19 protein-coding genes are annotated in these 22,696 nt (G+C 42.3%); 7 read left to right on the forward strand and 12 right to left on the reverse strand.

Annotated elements, in window-relative coordinates:
- Window positions 1–142: 142 nt before the first annotated feature.
- Window positions 143–1,027 (forward strand): MBL fold metallo-hydrolase, encoded by an 885-nt coding sequence (locus tag ACED29_RS05690; RefSeq protein ID WP_371697242.1) that lies wholly within the window; start codon window positions 143–145, stop codon window positions 1,025–1,027.
- A gap of 260 nt (window positions 1,028–1,287) precedes the next feature.
- On the opposite strand, the gene ACED29_RS05695 is transcribed toward ACED29_RS05690, so the two are convergent.
- Genes ACED29_RS05695 through ACED29_RS05710 form a run of 4 tightly spaced genes read right to left on the reverse strand, consistent with a single transcriptional unit; the run spans window position 1,288 to window position 6,714 of the window.
- Window positions 1,288–1,464: a Trm112 family protein gene (locus ACED29_RS05695; protein ID WP_182696916.1), complete on the reverse strand. Its 177-nt coding sequence runs from the start codon at window positions 1,462–1,464 to the stop codon at window positions 1,288–1,290.
- Window positions 1,454–2,461 (reverse strand): tetraacyldisaccharide 4'-kinase, encoded by a 1,008-nt coding sequence (gene lpxK / locus ACED29_RS05700; protein WP_371697243.1) that lies wholly within the window; start codon window positions 2,459–2,461, stop codon window positions 1,454–1,456. Before lpxK ends, ACED29_RS05695 begins: the two co-directional genes overlap by 11 nt.
- 16 nt (window positions 2,462–2,477) lie before the next feature.
- Window positions 2,478–4,280, reverse strand: a complete 1,803-nt coding sequence (msbA, locus tag ACED29_RS05705; RefSeq protein ID WP_124015770.1) for a lipid A export permease/ATP-binding protein MsbA — start codon at window positions 4,278–4,280, stop codon at window positions 2,478–2,480.
- A 37-nt stretch (window positions 4,281–4,317) separates the two neighbouring features.
- On the reverse strand, window positions 4,318–6,714 hold the full coding sequence (locus tag ACED29_RS05710; RefSeq protein ID WP_371697281.1) for a DNA internalization-related competence protein ComEC/Rec2: 2,397 nt from the start codon (window positions 6,712–6,714) through the stop codon (window positions 4,318–4,320).
- Between ACED29_RS05710 and ACED29_RS05715 the strand changes: the two genes are divergently transcribed.
- Window positions 6,659–6,799: a hypothetical protein gene (locus ACED29_RS05715; RefSeq protein WP_182742133.1), complete on the forward strand. Its 141-nt coding sequence runs from the start codon at window positions 6,659–6,661 to the stop codon at window positions 6,797–6,799. The two genes, ACED29_RS05710 and ACED29_RS05715, sit on opposite strands and share 56 nt — an antisense overlap.
- Window positions 6,800–6,844: 45 nt before the next feature.
- Entirely contained in the window at window positions 6,845–7,354 is a 510-nt protein-coding gene (locus ACED29_RS05720) for a DUF2062 domain-containing protein (RefSeq protein WP_182696919.1), read from the forward strand.
- A 484-nt stretch (window positions 7,355–7,838) separates the two neighbouring features.
- On the opposite strand, the gene ACED29_RS05725 is transcribed toward ACED29_RS05720, so the two are convergent.
- From ACED29_RS05725 to ACED29_RS05745, 5 genes are read right to left on the reverse strand one after another with little or no spacing between them, the layout of a single operon-like run.
- On the reverse strand, window positions 7,839–8,081 hold the full coding sequence (locus ACED29_RS05725) for a DUF3624 domain-containing protein (RefSeq protein ID WP_371697244.1): 243 nt from the start codon (window positions 8,079–8,081) through the stop codon (window positions 7,839–7,841).
- Window positions 8,082–8,095: 14 nt separating this feature from the next.
- Window positions 8,096–8,677 carry a GNAT family N-acetyltransferase gene (locus ACED29_RS05730; RefSeq protein ID WP_124015766.1) on the reverse strand — a complete coding sequence of 194 codons (582 nt, stop codon included), beginning with the start codon at window positions 8,675–8,677 and terminating at the stop codon, window positions 8,096–8,098.
- Between the two features lie 24 nt (window positions 8,678–8,701).
- The gene (gene lolE, locus ACED29_RS05735; RefSeq protein WP_124015765.1) at window positions 8,702–9,943 is read right to left on the reverse strand and encodes a lipoprotein-releasing ABC transporter permease subunit LolE; all 1,242 of its coding nucleotides are present in this window, start codon (window positions 9,941–9,943) and stop codon (window positions 8,702–8,704) included.
- A complete protein-coding gene (gene lolD / locus ACED29_RS05740) occupies window positions 9,940–10,659 on the reverse strand; it encodes a lipoprotein-releasing ABC transporter ATP-binding protein LolD (RefSeq protein WP_182696922.1) in 720 nt (239 codons plus the stop codon). The genes lolE and lolD overlap by 4 nt, the downstream gene beginning before the upstream one ends.
- Window positions 10,659–11,903: a lipoprotein-releasing ABC transporter permease subunit gene (locus ACED29_RS05745; RefSeq protein ID WP_124015763.1), complete on the reverse strand. Its 1,245-nt coding sequence runs from the start codon at window positions 11,901–11,903 to the stop codon at window positions 10,659–10,661. Before ACED29_RS05745 ends, lolD begins: the two co-directional genes overlap by 1 nt.
- Window positions 11,904–12,060: 157 nt before the next feature.
- On the opposite strand from ACED29_RS05745, the gene ACED29_RS05750 reads away from it, so the two are divergent.
- The 3 genes from ACED29_RS05750 to ACED29_RS05760 are packed head-to-tail and all read left to right on the forward strand — an operon-like array spanning window position 12,061 to window position 17,233.
- Window positions 12,061–12,660 carry a hypothetical protein gene (locus ACED29_RS05750; protein ID WP_182742128.1) on the forward strand — a complete coding sequence of 200 codons (600 nt, stop codon included), beginning with the start codon at window positions 12,061–12,063 and terminating at the stop codon, window positions 12,658–12,660.
- Between the two features lie 54 nt (window positions 12,661–12,714).
- Window positions 12,715–16,251, forward strand: coding sequence for a transcription-repair coupling factor (mfd, locus tag ACED29_RS05755; RefSeq protein WP_124015761.1), 3,537 nt, complete (start codon window positions 12,715–12,717; stop codon window positions 16,249–16,251).
- Complete coding sequence (locus tag ACED29_RS05760; protein WP_371697245.1) at window positions 16,241–17,233, forward strand: peptidoglycan binding protein CsiV; 993 nt, start codon at window positions 16,241–16,243, stop codon at window positions 17,231–17,233. The genes mfd and ACED29_RS05760 overlap by 11 nt, the downstream gene beginning before the upstream one ends.
- A 92-nt stretch (window positions 17,234–17,325) precedes the next feature.
- Here the strand turns inward: ACED29_RS05760 and nagZ are convergent, their stop codons facing one another.
- Entirely contained in the window at window positions 17,326–18,351 is a 1,026-nt protein-coding gene (gene nagZ / locus ACED29_RS05765; protein WP_371697246.1) for a beta-N-acetylhexosaminidase, read from the reverse strand.
- A gap of 233 nt (window positions 18,352–18,584) precedes the next feature.
- Between nagZ and ACED29_RS05770 the strand changes: the two genes are divergently transcribed.
- Entirely contained in the window at window positions 18,585–19,961 is a 1,377-nt protein-coding gene (locus ACED29_RS05770) for an L-serine ammonia-lyase (RefSeq protein WP_124015758.1), read from the forward strand.
- 191 nt (window positions 19,962–20,152) lie between these two features.
- Here ACED29_RS05770 and ACED29_RS05775 read toward each other — a convergent pair whose 3' ends face one another.
- On the reverse strand, window positions 20,153–20,620 hold the full coding sequence (locus tag ACED29_RS05775) for a CreA family protein (RefSeq protein WP_124015757.1): 468 nt from the start codon (window positions 20,618–20,620) through the stop codon (window positions 20,153–20,155).
- A gap of 180 nt (window positions 20,621–20,800) precedes the next feature.
- Window positions 20,801–22,204, reverse strand: a complete 1,404-nt coding sequence (gene yegD, locus ACED29_RS05780; protein ID WP_371697247.1) for a molecular chaperone — start codon at window positions 22,202–22,204, stop codon at window positions 20,801–20,803.
- Window positions 22,205–22,696: the final 492 nt, after the last annotated feature.

Below are 22,696 nucleotides of genomic sequence, written 5' to 3' on the forward strand. Positions count from 1 at the left end.
GTGCTCTGAACCAGTGTAAGCTAGCGAACCGATACTTTAGACCTTTGTATGATTTATCATTGCCGTATATGTGATCAAATTGTTAACCTAGGCAGTACTAGTAACAATAAAACAATTGTTAAGACAGCAATGGGGAATAATAATGAAATTAAGATTTCAACGTCATATCATCGGACTCAGTGCACTCGCTTTGCTAGCACTCACTCAAACAGCTGCCATGGCTGATGATAAATTTAATGATGTGACCATTAAGTCGAAAAAACTCGATAATAATACTTACATGTTTATTGGTGCTGGAGGCAACATTGGAGTTTCTGCTGGCAGTGATGGCATATTGATCATTGACGACCAATATGCCCCCTTAGCCGATAAAATTACCGCGGCACTGAATCAAATTCAACCAGGTGCTCCCAAGTACATAGTCAACACTCATTACCATGCAGACCATACTGGCGGCAATGCTCACTTTGGTGAACAAGGTACAATCTTAGCTCATCATAATGTTCTCAAGCGTCTTCAAGCACAAAATAAAATCGCCTCCTCAACCCTGCCTGTTATCACTTATGGAGACAATATATCCATTCATTTTAACCAAGACACCTTAGAGATTATCCACCTAGGTCCCGGACACACTGATGGTGACAGCGTAGTGATATGGCAAAAGGCTAATATTATTCATATGGGTGATTTATATTTCAAAGATCGTTTCCCATACATTGATTTAGATGCCGGAGGATCGGTGACGGGTTATCGTGAAAACGTCAGCTTGATATTGGATCGTTTAGACAACAAGACCAAAGTGATCCCAGGCCATGGCGATTTAGCCGATAAAAATGCACTGTTTAAATTTAAGCATATGCTAGATGACAGCATTAATTGGATGCGCGGTGAAATTGAACTAGGGCACGATTTAGCCAGCATCAAAAAACAAGGTGTACCAGAAAAATACGCTGATTGGAGCTGGGAATTTATCTCTGCAGATAAATGGATTGAAACTTTATATCAAGATTTATCCACCCAAAGGTAACCTTAGTATCGTTGACGGTTTATCAAGGTAAATCTTGTCGCGTCATATAATTAATCTGATGTGATGGTCTCCAGAGGTTAATGAGCTTGCCTTTATCGGCAAGCTTTTTTTATGCTGTAAAGCCCTAAAAGTAAATTAGCCACTATTAGATGTGCTTACCTAATGAATATAAAAAAAGCGTCCAACGGACGCTTAATCATATTATACCTAGGGGTACTGTTTTAACGTTATTAAATAACTAGGGTATTCAGTAACTAGGGTTATTCAGAAACTAAGGTTGTAGCACGATTTTCCAGCAAAACCGGAATACCTTCGGTAATAGGGTAAGCTAACTTATCAAACTTGCAGATAAGCTGTTGTGACTCTTTGTCGTATTCAAGCTTGCCTTTGCATACTGGGCAAGCCACTATTTCGAGTAATTTTTTATCAAATGCCATGAGACAATCCTTTTTTAGTTTGAGCCACTTGCTGTAGTCGGCTCAACAATGCGTGATCAAATTCTGAGTTAAGCTTCGCATTTACAGGTAAATACCACCAGTTTGATTGTGCAAAATCGCGACATTTAACCGCATCTTTTTCAGTCATTAATAATGAATGTTGCACAGATAACGCGTTTAATTGCTTTGCGTCAAAAGCCTGATGATCTGCAAACTCAACGGTTTGTACTACTTTATAGCCTAACTGGCTAATACTACTAAAAAAACGTTGTGGATTACCTATGCCAGCCATAGCCACCACACTGTCCTGCTGACTAAATTCATGGTGCAGAAGACTGTTGATCTGGCAAAGTGGCGCAGGCTCCAAAGTCATCAACACTTCACCGTCATAAGCCGGACCGCCATTGTTAATGATAAAATCAACCGAATTTACACGCCACAAACCTTCTCGTAACGGACCTGCGGGTAATAGACAATGATTACCATAACGGCGTTCACCATCGACCAAGGCTATTTCAATATCACGCCCCAAAGCATAATGCTGTAAACCATCGTCACTAATGATGACATCAACATCAAACTCAGAGAGTAAAGCCTGAGCGGCACTAACTCTACTGGCGCCAACAACCATAGGCACTTGAGTACGAGCCACTATCATGGCCGGTTCATCACCAACCTCACAGGCTTTGGCATTATGATTAACAGCCATTACGCCATCAATATTCACCCCATAACCTCGGCTTATCACCCCAGGTTTATAACCATGTTGGCGTAATAACTCAATTAAATAAATCACTGTGGGGGTTTTACCACTGCCACCAGCGGTAATATTACCGACCACTATCACAGGCACGGGTAACACTTGTGCCTGTTTAAACCCAAAACGAAACAGTCCACGGCGAATAGTAGATATGAGCCAAAATAAACCGGACAATGGCAGTAATAACCATTTGGCTTGATGACCTTGATACCAAATCCGATGAATAAGCTGTTGCATTACAAACACCTAATCATTATTGACTGAACTGCATCTGATAAAGATTGGCGTAAATACCAGCTTGAGCAATTAACTCACTGTGATTACCGCGCTCAACAACTCGACCTTGATCGATAACCAAGATTTCATCAGCACTTTCAATTGTCGATAAACGATGGGCGATAACAATTGAGGTACGGTTATGACGCAGATTATCTAAGCCTTTTTGAATCGCTTTTTCAGACTCAGTATCTAAAGCCGATGTCGCTTCATCTAAAATCAATACTGGGGCATCACGTAACATAGCGCGAGCAATCGCAATACGTTGACGTTGACCACCTGAAAGCAACACGCCATTTTCGCCCACTTGGGTATCGAGCCCTTTTGGCAATGTCTCGATAAACTCCATCGCATAAGCAAGCTCAGCAGCGCGAACGATTTGCTCGCGGGTAACTTCGCCTGGGTAAGCATAAGCAATATTATTCGCTATGGTGTCGTTAAATAAGGTCACTTGCTGCGACACTAACGCCACTTGATTACGCAATGATTTTAATTGGTAATCGTAAATGCTGGTGTCATCAAGGCGAATATCACCACTTGATAATCCACCATAAAAACGCGTAATCAAACTCGCGATAGTGGACTTACCAGAGCCAGAGCGCCCTACTAAAGCGATGGTTTTACCGGGTTTAACTTCAAAATCAATACCGTTCAAAGCGGGTTTATCTTGCCCTGGATAAGAAAAGGTCACATTTTCAAATGTCAGTTTGCCTTGAACGCGATCGATGGTGAACGGGCCATTATCAGGCTCAGGCGGAGTATCTAGTAATTCAAATACAGTAGTACAAGCTGCAATGCCGCGTTGAAACTCCGCATTAACTCGGGTTAAGTTCTTAATCGGTTGTAGCATGGCCAACATGGCACCTAAAATAGCCGCAAACGTACCTGCGGTCAGATCGGTTTTCATGCTATCCCAAGTGGCGGCATACAACACAAACGCCAGTGCGAAAGATCCAATAACCATGATCAATGGCTGACTAACAGATTGAGCTACCGCTAGCTTCATATTCTGGTAACGGTTCTGGTCGTTAACTTGATAGAAACGATCAACCTCTGTTTTTTGACCACCAAAGACTAATACGTTTTTATGGCCCTTAATCATCTGTTCAGTCGTTGCCGTTACGCCGCCCATAGCAGACTGGATCTGCTTAGATACCTTACGAAAGCGCTTACTCACAATACTGATAACAACGCCCATAATTGGACCTATCACTAGTATGCATAAGGATAATTTCCACGAATAATAGAACATAATGCCTAACATGCCGATGGCGGTCATGCTATCGCGAACAATTGAAATTAACGCACTGCCAGATGCTCGGGCAATTTGTTCAGTATCAAAGGTGACGCGCGAAATCAAATTACCGCTATTTTCGCGGTCGATATAACTTACAGGCAAACGCAGATAATGCTCAAACACTTGTTGGCGCATATCCATAATGAGCTGTGCACTCATAAACGACACACAATAGGTCGACACAAAGTTAGCCAAACCACGTAAGCTGAACATTAAAATAACCGCAATCGGCGCCATTAACATAATGTCTTTATTGGCATTAAACCCACCATGAGTAGGTAAGTCGACTCCTGCCACTATGGCTGGCGTTTGACTAAAACCTTCATCAATAAAAGGTTTAATAAATGCGATAAACGCTGCATCGACAGCGCCATAGGTAATAAGGCCGAGTACAGCCATAATAAACATGGCTTTCATTGGCACGACATAGGTCATCAAACGTTTGAAAACGATCCACATTTCATTTTTAGGTGATGCTGACATTGAATCCAATACTTAACTAACAAACATAAATGATATTCTACTCTGCTTTAAGTGACTCACCAAATCTAAACAAACGGTTATACCAAAATGGAGCCATTTGTTGGCGGTAAGTGGCGATTTTATATTCGCCTTGATCAAAAGTGATACTAATTTGGCCGGCATGACCCGTTTGTAATATTTTGCAGCCCTGCTGTTGATACCTCGCAACAATCTCAGGTTTAGGAAAACCATACTGATTAGAAAAACCAGCGGTAAAAATGGCTAATTGCGGATTGACGCTATCGATAAATGCTGGGGTAGACGATGTTCGGCTACCATGATGCGGCACCAATAAAATATCGGCTCGAATATCATCAGCCTTTGCTGTAATTAATGTCTGCTCTCTGTCGGCTTCAATGTCTCCAGTTAACAATACTGAAGACAAGCCATCAGACAATTTAACCACACATGAGTTGTTATTATCATTCGATGCCGTTAACGGATTACCAATGAAGTTTACTTGTATACCGCGCCAGAGTATTTGCCCTTTACAAGCTTGTGCGACTGCTGGTGACAGCGATAAAGCTTTGGAGGTTATAGCAAAGTCAGCAATTAACCTCGCCAGTGGAAATTGTTCACGCAACACATGCACGCCACCAGCATGGTCATTATCATCATGACTTATAATAATATAATCAATAAAACGGATACCTTGGCTGGCAAGAAAAGGCACTATTGCCCGTTGTGCATAGCTAAAATCCCCATAAGCGGCACCAGTATCGTAAATAATCCCGTGTCGACCTTGCTGTAAAACGACTGCCATGCCTTGAGCCACATCAATAACATGAAGCTGCCATGGTGTTGAGCCTAATGAAGATGATGGCGCAGGCAATATCTCTTGAGTCACTAACTTATTGATGACGATTGGCAGCAGCAATATGGTAACGAAAAAAAGGTAAATTCTCTTTTGCTTTTTAGCCACATGACGACGAATGCTCAACAACATCATCGCAAAAATAGAAAATACCAATCCAGCCAGTTGTTGTTCAGTTAATAGCAACTGATTTACTGGCAAATGATCGCTCAGCTGTAACAACCAGGCAAATGGCTCAAGGCTCATATTCGCCCATTGAAAGATCATCGTACCTAAGTGTTGTTGCGAGTCGCTATCGATACCCAATAACAAAAAAATGCACAACACCACTAACCAAATGCAAAAACTGAGTATCGTTAATGGGATCACCACCAGACTAAACCAAGGCACGAGCAGCATATTGAGCCATATGCTATGAGGTGAAATACTGCCAAACAAAATGCCTTGCAGTACTCCCAATAGCAGCGCTAATCGCCATTGAATTGACCACAACAGACTGAGTCCATGAAGCAGCTTACCTTTAAGTTTTAGGATTTTTTGTACGAATCGCTCAGCCATATTAGAGGAAGATGCAGAAATACGTTTAGCTACATAATCAGTGCCTATCTCTGCCTGCTGCTCAACCGTATTGGCTTGCACCGACAACAAAATAATGGCCAATGCGCCAAACGATAACCATAATCCGGCACCAAGCGATACAAAAGGATCCAACAGCAACACAAAAAACAAGGCATACACCAATCGATCCCAATGGTGGCTAAACTGCTTAATAAAACTAAAAATGAGCAACAGAAATAACATCAATAAAGCACGCTGCGTAGCAATTGCAAAACCCGATAAATAGCCATACCCAAAGGTAAATATGCCCGCTAATATCATGGCGAATTGCATTTTACCTAAATGCTGCCAAGAAAATGCATAACGGCTTATGCCGAGAAAAATGCCATAAAACAAGCCAAAAACGACCGATAAATGTAACCCAGAAATAGCGACTAAATGCCCTGCCCCTGTTTGACGCAATTGCTGCCATCGCGCTGTGGTTAAAGCACTTTTATCACCCAAAATTAACGCTTGTAAAATATCGCCCTGAGCAAGTTGTGCCAATATAGGGGTTAGTTTCTGCGTGACATCTTGGCGTAAAGACCCACCATAACGAATTAACTCAGCTTGTTTAACGCGGCCTTTGGCAATAATATGCCGAGTAATGAAGTACTTTTGTTGATTAAAGCCTCCTTGATTTTGTATGCTCGAGATCCCTTTCAACTTTGCACTAAATTGCCATATTTGACCGACAACAATTTTATCTGGCTTTTGCCATGTTAATCGGTAATATCGCTGCACATTGTTAAGCGCCCAAGAATCAAAAAAGGCGTCTTGATCAGCTTCAGAAATAACGCGCACATCAAAACTAATCCAGTCGCTGTTTTGGCTAACTAGTGATACTATCTGCGCCTTAAACTCAATTTGTTGCGACTTTTCAGCATATTGATGCATATATAGACAATGAAACAACAGGCTCAGCCAAATGACGGCGAATAAACAGCCAGCCATAAGTGGCCCTTTGCGAAGGCAAAGTAGCATAGCCAAAAATAGAATAGGTAAACACCATAAAGGTGCCAGCGAAGGCCATAACATCGCTGATAAAGAACAGGCGCAAAAGCCATAGATAAATCGATTCATAATGAATTAGTTAAGACATTAATCGACAAATATGCCAAAAAAATTAATACAAAGATTTATGCCCAAACCAGAAACACTCCGTGATCATAAGTATTTACGGGTGTTTGGCAAACTATTACACAAACCTAATTTGTGGGCATTAAATCGCAAATCAGCTCCTGGCGCCTTTGCGGTCGGACTATTTGTGGCTTGGATCCCCATGCCATTTCAAATGGTGGTTGCTGCAGGGTTTGCGATTTTATTTAACGTCAACCTCCCCGTTGCTGTCGCACTGGTATGGATAACTAATCCACTGACCATGCCTATCATGTTTTATGGTGCGTATTTGTTAGGTGCTAAAATCATCGGACATAGAGCGCAGGCATTTCAATTTGAAGCCACTTGGGCATGGATTGAGGCCTCGTTGTCAACCATAGGTCCTCCCTTTTTAGTGGGTTGCTTAGTATTAGGCATTGTGTCAGCGTTAATCGGTTATATTGTCATTAAAAGTATGTGGCGCTACTCAATTTTATTTAAATGGCAAAAGCGTAAAGGTCAGTAAGCTTTAAATATATTGAGCAACTGAAATCACTAAGGCCGCAATAGCGGTCTTTTTTACAACTAAAGCTGTTGATTTAAGTTTTGTGACATCCGCTATGCTAAACGTGCAATTTTTTGGTCTGTTAATCCACTTTCGTAAATATAACATTAACAAATCCTAATGCTGCGATTAAGCGCTCATACACCATTAGGGAGTTTGATCCTGAGCATGGCCAACTAAGCGAAGATTTGGTGGTGGATCAGTGCTACGGGGTACTGAAGCGAAATACTGATGCTGACTCGTTCGGTAAACAAAAACAGATACAGATACAGATACAGATGTTGTCGTGATTGTTGCTTAGTTAAGCAACGCTGCAATTTATGAGGGGGAATTTGTTTTACACAACAAAGCGTACGTTCTTGTGACTCGCAGCGTCGATAGTTTATCTATTACAAATAAACACAATCAAATCAGTCGTTCAAAGGACGATTTAGCAACATTTAGATTACCGACAGCGGCTGGTTAGGTTGCGGTAGGTCCACACAACCAAGTGCAGCGTAAGTAACCCGCTAAAACTAACTGCAAAGAAAAGTAGCGCGATAGATTCTACACTCTTAGGGGTATCTGCATAGCAATACCACCAAAGTGGCCATGTAATTGCGCTCAGTAACGTCAATTGCCACATGCAGCGTTTACAGCGACCAATTTTTTGTTTAAAAACGGAATCAGTACATTGATTACAAGACATAACAGCTTTCTTTATCATTTATGCTCAGGATATTGATTATCAAACTCACTCGCCAACATGGCATACAGATACTCATCACCCCATGCGCCTTTAAAAAACACATTGTTAATAAAATGGCCTTCACGACGAAACTGCAACTTTTCTAAAAGCGCTGCACTGGCTAGATTGAGGCAATCAGTTTGAGCAATAACTCGATGACGAGATAATTCCACAAACAAATATTGCAATAAACAAGTTAACGCTTGTGCTGCAATTCCCTGTCCTTGAAATGCTGGAGCGACAGTAAAACCCACTTCAACTTGGGTGTCATCAATAAAATGTACCGCCAGATCGCCCATTAACAGCTCATGCTGATCACTAATAGCTAATTGATACCACTGCCCTGCTTTAGCAAAATCTTGGTAGTTGGTTAAATTCAATAAGCTTAGTGCGTCTTGATAGTGATAATCCGTCCAACTCTGATATCGAGCAACATTAGGATCTGCTCTATAAGCGGTAAATGCAATTAAATCATCTAAGGTCAATGGCCGGATGATTAAGCTGCCCGAGGTTAACGTTGGACACTTTAGTGGACGCACATTAGCATTACTGTCCATATCAACCTCGTTGGTTTATAGGCCTTATCTGCCCGCCAATGCGGTAGCCGGAGAAATTTTAGTCGCTTTCCATGCAGGATAAATGGTTGCGATAAGGCTCATAAATAGGCCCATTAATAGCACCACTGCCACATCTTGATAATGTAATTCTGATGGTAGGAAATCAATAAAATAAATATCAGAAGCCAATAACTGCACCCCTAAAAGGTGTTCAATGCTGCTCGCAATGGCACTTAAGTTATACGCTAAGCTGACGCCTAACACGCCCCCAATAACACAGCCCATAACACCATTAAGCGCACCTTGCAGAATGAATATGGTCATAATCGCACCACGAGAGAGCCCCATAGTCATTAAAATTGCAATTTCAGACGCTTTATCGCGCACCGCCATTACAAGTGTCGACACGATATTAAAGCAAGCCACTGCAATCACTAAAGCGAGTACCAGATACATGACTAAGCGGACTAATTGAATATCTTGGTACAAATGCCCTTGACTGCGAGTCCAATCATTAATATATAAATATTGCTCTTGAGCAAAGCCTAAATCACGGGTAATACTCGCCGCATTAAAGACATTATTGACTTGAATTCGCACACCAGAAACGCCGGTTCCTAACTCAAGTAAATCGGCTAAATAATTAAGCGACACATACGCTTGGGTTGACTCGATTTCGCCGCCCAAATCGTATACACCGGATACCACAAAGCGATGACTCTTAGCTGACGTTAACTGACTACTATTCGTGTCAGGGGTATACATAGCTAAAGTATCACCAACTTTTAAGCCTAATTTTGTCAATAAACTGCGACCAAGCACAATATGGTTATCATCACCCGCCAATGATTGCCACGCATCATTAGGCATATAATCAGCAATACTCGACACATCTGACTCATGCTTAATATCAATTCCATTGACCGTTAGTCCTTGAAAACCTCCAGGCTTTTGCACTAAACCTTGTAAACGAATAAATGGAGCTACGCCAGTAATTTGCGGCATGTTTGAGGCACTCTTCGCGATAACATGCCAATCGGTAATGGGTTGATTAACACCAACAAGTTCACCGTGTGACACCACGCCTAATAAACGCTCTTGCAACTCTTTTTCAAAACCATTCATGGCCGATAATACGACAATCAATACGCCAACGCCTAAAGCAATACCAGCGGTCGACGCAAAAGAAATAAACCCAATAAAGCCATTAGACTGTCGCGCGCGAAAAAAACGCCAGCCAATGGTTAACGGCAGCCACTTACTCATTCTGCTAACCCTACAGCAGGTGGATTGGCAGTAACTTGAAGCACACCATCTTTCATAGTGAGTTGACGATCCATTTTAGCGGCCAAGCTGTGATCATGAGTCACCACCACAAATGCAGTGCCAAACTGCTGGGCCAACTCGCGGATCATCGCATAAACATTGTTACCACTGCTGGCATCTAAATTACCGGTTGGCTCGTCGGCTAATACCAACTTAGGTTTATTGATTAATGCACGAGCAATCGCTACACGTTGGCGTTCACCACCAGACAACTGTGCCGGAATATGATGCAAACGATGGCCTAAGCCAACACGCTCGAGTAAGTTTTGCGCATCTACCAAAGCTTGCTTTTTATCTCTACCTTGAATGAATGCCGGCATAGCGACATTCTCTAATGCGGAAAACTCAGGTAGCAAATGATGAAATTGATAAATAAAGCCCAAATCTTGATTACGTATTATCGCCTGACGGGCACTAGACAATTGATATAAGTCTTCGCCGTCTAGCATGACGTTACCCGATGTGGGTGTATCTAAGGTACCCATAATGTGTAAAAGCGTACTTTTACCCGATCCTGAACTGCCGACAATAGCCAACTGTTCACCTTTATAAACGGTTAAATCAACCCCAGATAATACCTGAGTGGTCACTTCACCATCATGATAATGCTTACTAACGTGCTGAACCTGAAGTAATACTTGTTGTGTCTGACTCATTATTCGTATCTCAAAGCGGTAGCGGGTTGAACCCTTGCGGCGGACAACGCAGGATAAAGGGTGGCAAATAAGGTCATAAATAATGTGCCCAAAATGATAAGACTCAATTGCGCTAATGAAAATTGCACCGGCAAAGTCTGACCTAAGCCTAAAATAGAAATGCCAAGCGAGGTTAATATTTCATTTAAATTGAGGGTTAACACTATGCCAGCAATAGTACCAAGCATTAGCCCTAACAATGCATTAAGGGAGCCTTGGACAATAAAAATCGTCATTACCGAAGTAGTCGTTAACCCTTGGGTTTTTAACACCGCAACATCGGTAGTTTTATCCACGACCATCATCACCAATGCTGACACAATATTAAATGCAGCCACAGCCACAATTAAACTGAGCATCAATGACATCATATTTTTTTCCATCTTTACCGCCGAAAATAAATGACCGAAGTCTTGGCGCCAATCACGGGTTTGAATGTCAATATTTTGCTTGGCAAATCCGGCAACCACTTTCGATGCTAGTGTCGGGGCCGAGAAAGGATCTTTCAAATATACTCGCAGCTCATTTATAGTATTACTGTCTTGACGCATCAACTTACGCGCATCCTTGTAATGCACATAGGCCACGCTCGAATCGACTTGCGAGCCCATTTCAAAGATACCCGCAACGGTAAATTTACGCTGACTAGGTACTGGGCCCATTGGAGAGTACACCACGCCATCACCACTTAGCACCCTGACCCGGTCACCCGTTTTTACATCTAATTTACGGGCAAGATCAGCACCAAGGACAATTAAATACTTGTCGGCCTTTAAGGTTGAAAAGGCATCGGAATAAGTATGTGAAGCAATGCTCGACAGGGATTGTTCAAGTTCTGGATACACCCCATACATCTGAATCGCATGGATATTACTGCTCGATTGGATCATAGCTTGAGTGGTTGCACTAGGCACAATGCCGCGAATTTTTTGTAATAAATCTTTATCAGCCAATAGACTCTGGGTGCTTTGTTGCCAATCACGAAATCCCATATCACTGATCAAGGTCATCTGTGGCACAGCACCTAAAATACGATTTTTGAGCTGACCTTCTAAGCCATTCATCACCGAACTCACCACGATCAATGCTGCCACACCTAAAAAAATACCCGACACAGCAAAAAAGGTAATAAAAGAGGCAAAAGCATTCGCTTTTCGGGCTCGCCAGTAACGGTAGCCAATAAAAAATGAAAATCCTAAATTCATAAAAAAATACTAATCCTGTGCGCCAGTTTAGGCGTATTAGTCAGACAATCGGGCTAAATGATGACATGAAAACAACAAGCCAGCGTGTATGACTTGCTAAATCATTAAGTTGGGCACGATAATAGGGCTATTAGTGTGATAAATAAAGAGGCAAACCTTGATACCTGACAGCAATTCTTATTTTAGTGTGCCTCACCACTTTAATGTCTATCTCACTTTGTGGGATCCAAAGCGTGCTTTACCCACAGATGATGAGCTTAGAGACATGCAATCTGTTGGGTTAAAACTACTAACAGAAGTGAAAAGTCTTGAAGCCAATTGTTTACTGCAGCTGCGAAATTTAGACAATGATGCTAAAGCTGTGGTCGATTTTTTAAAGCTACAATCACGCAAAGTCGATTTAGTATTACAACATGTGCTTGAAAAAGAAGTGCAAGATGGCGAGTTATTTACAGGCGATCAATTTGGTGGCAGTGGCGTGAGTATCATTTCATCACGTCCATTGGATATCAATGATCACGTTAAAACCCACATCTACTTGCACGCGGAATTAGTTGCCATATTGTGTATTTGCCAAATAAAAACCTGTACCCCTTTAGCAACAGATGATGCCATAGAAACCCCATATTGGCGCTGTGACCTTGAGTTTAGTCAAATACTTGAGGATGATATTGAGCAATTAGTTAAAGCAAGCTTGAATGTACAACAAAAAATGCTCAAAAAACGCAAACAGACTATCGATAGGCAGCGCAGCTGAAGCATAGCCTCATTCAATACGACTTGATCGCAAACGGAACTGACAAAGATTTTAATGAACCTATTTAGTGTACTCACGCCGCCGAGTGTAAAAAAAGGCCAACAAACGCAAACTTTGGCAACGTTAGGTGGGGTTTCACAAGCCATCACCCTTGCTAACTTAATTAATAACCATGCTGGTACCAGTATTATTGTCACCCATGACACGCCCAGTGCGCTGTCACTTGAGGTTGAGCTGAGTTATTTATTAAATCACATCAATATCAATGTGTGTTTGTTTCCCGACCGTGAAACCTTGCCTTACGATAGTTTTTCGCCACATCAAGACCTGATTTCACAGCGTCTTGAAACCTTGGCCAATATTGGCCAGAGTCAGCATAATGTGGTGATAGTGCCAGTAAACACTTTAATGGTTCGCTTACCGCCTAAATCATTTATGACCGCTAATGTCATGGTGCTTAATAAAGGTGATACTTACAGTTTACAGCAAGCCAGACAGCACCTTACCGACACCGGCTACCATTTAGTTGATCAAGTCTATGAGCACGGTGAGTTTGCTATTCGTGGTTCTATTATTGATATTTTCCCTACCGGATCGAAACAACCGTTACGCATAGAACTGTTTGATGATGAAGTGGAATCGATCCGCTTTTTTGATGTTGATACCCAGCGTTCAGGCATGGCTCGTGATGCCATTCGCATGCTACCCGCGAAAGAGTTTCCCACCGACAGCAATGCCATTGAAGGTTTTAGACAACGTTATCGTCGTCGCTTTGAGGTGATCTCAAAAGAGGCTGAGTCGGTTTATCAACAAGTTAGTCGTAATTTAATGCCAGCCGGTATTGAAAACTACTTACCACTGTTTTTCGATGATATCGCCACGCTATTTGATTACTTGCCACAAGATAGTCAACTTATCACTTTAGGCGATATTGAAAAAGCCAGCTTAGCCCACTTACATGAAGTGAATGTCCGTTACGAAGACCGACGAGTCGATCCTCTGCGGCCATTACTGGCACCACAAGAACTTTACTTGCTTAATGATGAGTTATTTTCGGCATTTAAGTCCTATAACCGCACGCAGTTATTACAGCAGTATATTGCTAGTGACACCAACAATGCTGGCGAGCCGTTGGCCGAAGTTGCGCTGCCTAAACACACTCTTGTCGCCAACGTTGAAAAACTGCCCGACATTAATGCTAATCATAAACTCAAGCAACCGCTGATTGCGTTACAAGAATATTGTCAACAGCACCCAGCCTTGGTATTTAGTGCGGAATCAGAAGGTCGCCGTGAGGCCTTATTAGAGCTATTTGCTAAAATTGGCATCAAACCTAAACAGTTTGATCATCTTAATGATTACTTAGCCGCCGAAGACCGCATTGGTTTAATCGTGTCCCCGCTCTCGCGCGGGTGTGTACTAACCGACACAACAAAAGGTGCCGTGAGCATCATTTGTGAAACCGAGTTATTTGGTCAACGTATCTCGCAGCAACGTCGCCGCGAAAAACAAAAACAAGTTAGTTCAGATGTATTAGTTAAAAACTTAGCCGAACTTAAAGTCGGTCAACCCATAGTGCATCTTGAACATGGCGTGGCCTTATACCAGGGGTTAGAAACCCTTGATACTGGCGGCTTAGTCGCCGAATATTTAAAACTGGAATATTCTGGTGGTGACAAACTGTATGTGCCCGTGTCATCACTGCACCTTATTAGCCGCTACAATGCCAGTGCCGACGGCAGTACTCATCTTAATAAGTTAGGTAACGAAACCTGGGCAAAAGCCAAGAAAAAAGCCATTGAACGCATTCGAGATGTGGCAGCTGAATTACTTGATGTGTATGCCCGTCGCCAAGCTCGTCCGGGCGAAGCGATGAGTATAGATGAACAAGAATACGCTCAATTCAGCCAAGGTTTCCCCTTTGAAGAAACGGTTGATCAAGAAAGCGCCATTCTTGCGGTACTTGAGGACATGCAAGCGCCATTAGCTATGGACCGTTTAGTCTGTGGTGACGTAGGCTTTGGTAAAACCGAAGTGGCCATGCGCGCAGCATTTGTGGCGGTGAATGCCGGTAAACAAGTTGTAGTATTAGTGCCAACAACCTTGTTGGCGCAGCAACATTATGAAAACTTTACCGACCGTTTCGCCGATTGGCCCATAGTGATTGAAGTCATGTCGCGCTTTAGAACAGCCAAAGAGCAAAGCAATGTGGTTGAACAATTGTCTGAAGGCAAAGTCGATATTGTTATCGGCACTCATAAATTACTGTCATCAGAAGCTAATTTTGAAAATCTTGGCTTACTGATTATCGATGAAGAACACCGCTTTGGCGTGCGTCAAAAAGAAAAAATTAAAGCACTTAGAGCCAACGTCGACATTCTTACTCTCACAGCCACCCCTATTCCGCGGACCTTAAACATGGCCATGTCGGGTATGCGAGATTTATCGATTATCGCTACGCCACCCGCTAAACGTTTAGCGGTAAAAACCTTTGTGCGCGAATATGATAAGGCCACCACACGGGAAGCCATATTGCGTGAAATTTTACGTGGTGGCCAAGTGTATTATCTGCACAATAATGTTGAGACTATCGAGAAAACCGCACAAAACATTCGCGATTTGTTGCCAGAAGCGCGCGTGATAACTGCCCACGGTCAAATGCGTGAGCGCGATCTTGAGAAAGTGATGTCTGATTTTTATCATCAACGCTTTAACGTACTGGTGTGTACCACCATTATTGAAACCGGCATCGACGTGCCCAGTGCCAACACCATTATGATTGACCGAGCAGATATGTTTGGTTTAGCGCAACTGCATCAGCTCCGTGGTCGCGTTGGGCGCTCGCATCACCAAGCTTATGCTTACATGATGACCCCGCATCCTAAACGCATGACCCCAGATGCACGTAAACGTCTTGAAGCGATTGAAGCCTTGGAAGATCTTGGAGCCGGTTTTTTACTGGCGACTCAAGATTTAGAAATTCGTGGTGCAGGTGAATTGCTCGGCGATGAACAAAGTGGCCATATTTCAAAAATTGGCTTTAGTTTATACATGGAAATGCTGGAATCTGCCGTAAAGGCCCTCAAAGAAGGAAAAGAGCCTTCTTTAGCTTATATGATGAGCGCCAAAGCAGAAATTGATTTACGTATTCCAGCGTTATTACCTGAAGACTACGTCAGTGACGTTAACATGCGTTTGTCACTTTACAAACGTATTGCTAACTGCGAAACAGATAGCATGCTTGATGAGCTTAAAGTCGAATTTATCGACCGTTTTGGTATGTTACCTCAACCAACGCGAAATCTAATGGCGCTCACGCTATACAAACACCAGGCAACGGCATTGGGTATTGCCAAAATAGAAATGCACGCTAAAGGCGGCAGTGTTGAATTTGGTCAAGAAAATCACGTCGATCCAATGTTTATTATTGGTTTGTTGCAAAACCAGCCACAAATCTATCGAATGGACGGGCCAAATAAGTTAAAGTTCAATATTCCTGCTGAAACAAGCAAAGAGCGTCTTGAGCTCATCAGTACCTTGCTTGAACAGTTCGCTAAACATCAAATTTTGGAGACAAATAGTGCTTCGTAAACTTGCGATTACTATCGCCGCTATCACAGCGCTATCCCACAGCTTTTCAGCCCATGCAGAATCATGGTTTGAAGTTGAAGTGTTTGTATTTGAACGCCAACAACCCTCTGTTGAAAAGTGGCTAAATGCCGCACCTCCCAAACTGAGTACCGATACGGTAGATATTATTACCCCAGTGATCAGTACCGACATCACCGGAGTGGCCGTTGGCTTAAATGGTTGTACTTCAACCGACTGGACCAATGGTGCTAGCAACTGTAATGCTCCAATTGTCAGCAATACTACCGTCACCTATCCAAGCCAAGTTCCATTTAATATCGGAGCTAGCTCGCCGCAACAGGCATACTTAAGTCAAGGGCCACTGTTACTGGCTAATAGCCAAGGTCAATTTAGTGACTTAATTAGAACCATTAGCCGCGAACCGTATGTTAAAGGGCTAGTGCATTTAACTTGGCAGCAAAATATGCAATCTCGTCGACGAGCTAAGCCTATCCGTATTTTTGGTGGTAAGGATTTTTCAAAGAGTTTTGAATATCATGGTTTGAGTGTTAAAAAACCAAATCCAGTAGAAACAAAACCAGGTACAGAGTTTGGTGCATTAGGTGATGTTTATGAAGCGCCAAAGATTAACCCGGTATGGGAATTAGACGGCTCAATTAACATTTACCTCAGTCATTATCTTTACATTGAAAATAATTTGGCCTTGCGTAAACCGACTCAAAAAATGGTGGAATCGAGTCCTTTGGAGTTTAACGAATATTCAGCGTTAGACATTGAAGGTAAAAAACAATTGGCGCCTTACTTAGAAAGTATTCCACTGATCCAAAATCGACGGGTTCGCAGTGGTGAAATCCATTATTTTGATCACCCACAATTGGGTATTGTGATGCAAATTCGTAAAATGGCTCAACCCACTAATGTGAAACCGATTGATTTAACAGAACGTTCTACCACTAATCAAGCTGTGCCATATACAGGTTAATAGCTGAGTACCTGACAAGCAGATAATTAAAAACCGGATCGATTGATCCGGTTTTTTTGCTTAATACCAAGCTCATTTACTATCGAAACTGTTTATAACGACTGCGCCATGGCTGTGATATCGGATGCCAATTGTTGCGCTGCCTGCCACCGAGTTTGCTGCTCAAGTGCCTTTAGGGTTTGCTCTGCATCGCCTTTTAACGTTAGAGCGGTATGCATAGGCTCTGCAGCGGGCCAATCAAACTCGGTTAATAAAGCCTTTACACCAACGGGGTCGTTACATACCAAAATCATGTCACAACCTGCATCTAATGCCGCTTTAGCCCGCCCAAGATAATCACCGGCAAAACTCGCACCCTTCATGCCTAAATCGTCAGAAAAAATAACCCCATTAAAGCCTAATTGTTGACGTAAAATGGTCTGTAACCAATAAGGTGAAAACCCCGCAGGATTAGGATCAATATTAGAATAAACAACATGTGCAGGCATAACACCTTGCAACTGCTGTGATCCAATCAGTTGGGTAAACGGCAACATGTCGACATTTTCCAGCTGTTCTTTACTGCGCGGATCAACAGGCATTGCAATATGTGAATCGGCAGCGACACTGCCATGACCAGGAAAATGTTTACCTACGGCAGCCATCCCGGCTTCATTCATGCCAATAATAAATTGTTGGGCTAACACGCTAACTTCATCAGCAATAGCACTAAAACTTCGCTTACCAATCACCTCACTGATACCATTTACGTCTAATACGGGCGCAAAACTTAAATCGATGTCACAGGCTAAAAGCTCAATAGCCATTAAAAAACCACACTCCTTCGCCCATTGTTTAGCTAATGTTAAATCGCCTTTAGCAGCAGGTAAAATATCACCCATAGCAGGAATTAAACTAAAGCCTTCACGAAAACGTTGAACTCGACCACCTTCGTGATCAACGGCAATTAATAATTCAGGACGAATTAGACGAACTTGCTTAACTAGTTCAATTAGTTGACTTTTACTTCCAAAGTTACGACTAAATAATATAATACCACCCACCTGAGGGTGCCGTAATTGCTCGGTTTCAAGCACAGAGACTGCTAAACCTGCAAGATCCATCATTAAATAGCTCAAACCTTTCTCCTATCTATAAAGCTGACGACTTTGTCAGGTTAACCACGTCAAATAACCCATTAAGTATAAGACTGGCTAATGTGAAAATAATGCATCAAAAAATCTAATGAACTAACATTGATTAATGTGTGGGATACTCTAGCAAGAATAAGAGATAAACCGCCAACATTACATGTGACGATTATACTCACTTATAACGAAAACAATAAACGACTCAGCAAGGGTTAAACAACATGATTAGTGTATTTGACATGTTCAAAATTGGTATCGGTCCTTCTAGTTCTCATACTGTGGGTCCTATGAAAGCTGGTAAAATTTTTATACAGCATGTCGCTGATAATAACTTATTAGCGAATACCGACGAGTTACAAACAGAATTATTTGGATCGTTAGGTCAAACAGGCAAAGGCCACGGCACAGGTAAAGCGGTTATTTTAGGCCTAATGGGTGAAGACCCAGAAACCGTCGATACCGATGCCATTGATGCCATTTTAGAGACTGTGTCTACCAGCCAAAAGCTTACCTTGGCAGACGGTCGTCAGGTTAAATTTACTCGCGAAGACGGTGTTACCTACCACAGACGTAAAACCTTACCTGCGCATGCTAATGCCATGACCTTATATGCTTTGTCTAAAGGCGAATGCATATATCAACGTACTTATTATTCTGTTGGTGGTGGTTTTATTCTCGATGAAGATGAAATCACTCAACAAAATGCATCTCCAGCAACGCCAATTGAACAAGCACCTTATGACTTCAATAGTGCCCTGCAATTGCTGCAACTGTGTTGTGATAATGGCTTAAGCATTTCATCATTAATGATGGCCAATGAACTTAGCATTGCCAGTGAAGATGAAATCAAGCAAGGTTTGTGGAAAATTTGGCAAACCATGAAAAACTGCGTTGAACGCGGTTATCAAAAGGAAGGCATATTGCCAGGCGGTTTAAAGTTACGCCGACGTGCTCCCGCGCTCTACCGCCGCTTAAAAGCAGAAGGACGCAATAACACTGACCCATTGACCGCTATGGACTGGGTTGATTTGTTTGCTTTATCGGTTAATGAGCAAAATGCAGCAGGCGATCGCGTCGTAACCGCACCAACAAACGGTGCTGCGGGGATTATTCCTGCGGTATTGTGTTACTACGACATGTTTGTTCAAGAAGTGGATATCGATGTATGTAGTCGCTATCTGTTAACCGCTGCTGCCATTGGTATTTTGTACAAGAAAAATGCCTCCATTTCTGGCGCCGAAGTCGGTTGCCAAGGCGAAGTAGGCGTAGCCTGTTCAATGGCAGCCGGTGCGTTAACTGAAATTATGGGCGGAACTGTAGAACAGGTTGAGAATGCCGCTGAAATTGGCATGGAACATAACCTAGGCTTAACCTGTGATCCTGTTGGCGGCTTAGTGCAAGTGCCTTGTATTGAACGTAATGCCATGGGAGCGGTAAAAGCGATTAATGCTTCACGTATGGCGCTGCGCGGCGACGGTAATCATAAAGTCTCACTGGATAAAGTGATTAAAACCATGATGGAAACCGGTAAAGATATGCGCAGCAAATATAAAGAAACGGCCAAAGGCGGTCTTGCGGTGAATATCGTCGAATGTTAATTCACGCATAAAGTAAATGAAATCAAGTAACAATGCCTGTTAGTAACCCTAACAGGCATTTTTTATATGTTAAACAATATCGAGGATCTGTGAATAGCGACTTATTGAACTCACAAGCAGTTATATCTAATGGCTACGAACAATAGTCAACCAAGGTATGTGGCTGCCATGAGCTAGCGCTAACCTGGTGATTATTGAGCTTGAATTGGCTCAACATAGGCTTTGGTTCCCCAAAGTGGCACTGTCGAAAGACTATGCTTAAAACTTCCTGATGTTTCTTTAGTGGAATAAGAAACATACATCAGGGTTTGATTTTCAGCATCGAAGATCCTTCTAATCTTCATTGATTTGAAAAAAATACTTTTTGATTTTTTAAATACCACTTCACCTGATTTACTCTTATCTATTTGTGCAATCATATCCGCAGTGATCTCACCAGTTTGTCTGCAAGAGATGGAGCTATCACTTGGGTCTGAAAAACTCAGGTTGGCTTCGATTGAGGCGATATGACAGGTTACACCAGAGACAATTTCATCTTTTAAAATATTTAGTTTTATATCTTGCGTAGTAAACATTCCCAGTGAAACATCACCAACTTCATTATCAGAGCACGCAGTAACAAGTGTAGCTAAACATATCGCGGTAAGTATTTTTTTCATCAGTAAACCTTATAAAATTGGACAGTAATTATCGTCAAAAGAGCTTGCCTATATCTTCGCACCGCCCCATTACACTTAATTAAGGGCTTCATAAGGTGGAGCCCTTGGCTAACAAGGTTGCTAACCTACAGGCTATTTGTTCGCATAATAACGAGCCTTTATCTGTTAAATGTAATCTCGTTAAAATGCGCTTTGAGCACAACGAGTTAAACCTGCTGTTACCGAACCAAAATGATCACCCACCACGACTTTAGCATCAGGATACACACTCGCAATTCTGTCATATATCGCTGGGCTTCGGGCTGTACCGCCTGTGACATACACGATATCAGGAGTGGTTGGCATGTCGCAATCTTGTTGTTCTGCTTTAGTGATAGCCGTTTGCATTGCTTGTTTCATTAACGCCTCAACTTTAGCGAGAGGATCATTGATGGCTTGCGCAAACTGCGCTGCACTTAGAGGGACAAACAAGCCTTTTTCAATAAAATCCAATGGGCATTGAATCGTGTCATGATCAGACAAACTGATCTTCGCCGCTTCAGCTTGACGGACAACTTGATAGCTCATTTGATTTTTTTGTACTTTTTGTAAACGAACTAATCGCTCAGGTTGCTGAGCTTCCTTAATTAACTGCTCAACTAATTTGCGCGACTGTAAACTAACAAAATCACGTTGAGCACTGATGTCATTTACCGCAACCGAGTTCCAAAAAGGCGTTCTTGGCATAGGTTTACCGTTAATCATTAAGGTGTCAGCACCAAAACTTGGCATTAAGCCTGTCATTGCTAGTGCGATATCTAAATCATTACCGCCGATACGTTGGCCTGAATGGCCAAAGCAGTCCGACGTTCGGTCTTGTTGATGGATATGTGACGGGCCCATTTTTACTACAGAGCAATCAGTGGTACCACCGCCAACGTCAACGACAAGCACGGTATTGTCATCGTTAAGATTTGACTCAAAATCCATCCCCGCCGCTAAGGGCTCAAATAAAAACGTTACATCAGTAAAGCCCGAACGCGTGGCCGCTAGACGTAAAATAGCTTCGGCCTGCAGATTACTTTCTTCGCCACCAATGCCTTGGAAGTTAACTGGTCGGCCGATCACTGCATGGCTCGCTGATGTCAGTGATTTGGCACTTAATGCCTTATCGGCTAAGGATTTAACGTGCTGCATCATCAAGGTGACAATGTCTTCAAATAAGGCAATTTGCTCAACACGCAGGCCATTAGCACCTAAAAAAGACTTTGGTGAACGCACATAAAAACCTTCTTCAGGCATCTCCAAATAGGCATCTATTGCAGCTTGTCCAACAAACACGGCTTGCTCGTTTGGTGACAGATCTAGCTCATGGCGCATTTGTTTTGCCCGCATCAATTGCGAACTGCGTAAATGAGAATACTGCGCTTTTAAATGTTCAGGTAAGCCCCAATATACAGCTTCGGCTATTAGCTCGCGGTCCATCGCATATAATGTTGACGGCATGAAATCTGAGTCCGCTGATAATGGCAATAATGCCACTGCATTATCAATCATTACCCCAATCGCGCAGTTAGCACTGCCATAATCGAATCCAACAAACATCGGCCTACCTTTAGTCATTCAAATAAAAAAAGCGCTCAAAATAGCATAATAATCGGTTTTGCTAAACCATTTATGCGGTTTTGTACCAAGGAAAAGCTTAGCCCATCAATAAATCTGTCATAAAACCTCATAAACTAAGTGCCACAGAGTATTTCTCCATTAGTACTTTTAGTTAGATACAGATAATTCAATATGTTGCATATCAATCTTCTAACAGGTCTCATTGCATCCTCGGCTTAAAAATCGCTCAATTGACTAAGAGTTATCCTGGTTATCCTTTAATGCCTGAGTGTTGTAAGAAGCCTACGATAAACATGGTCCATTAACTGAACGTGTACGGTTGTTAGGTATTTTTCGAGTAGCATGGAGAGTTTTTTAAGGCTCGTTTTGCCTCTGCACGGCGCGCAATTTTATTATCCAGCAATGGCGAAAATACAAGATAAGGTGATTCATCTACAAGAAAAGCTTGATGTTATTTATCTAGCGTTAATC

Origin of the sequence: Shewanella sp. 5S214 (genome assembly GCF_041439795.1) — a bacterium.
GTDB lineage: Bacteria > Pseudomonadota > Gammaproteobacteria > Enterobacterales > Shewanellaceae > Shewanella > Shewanella vesiculosa.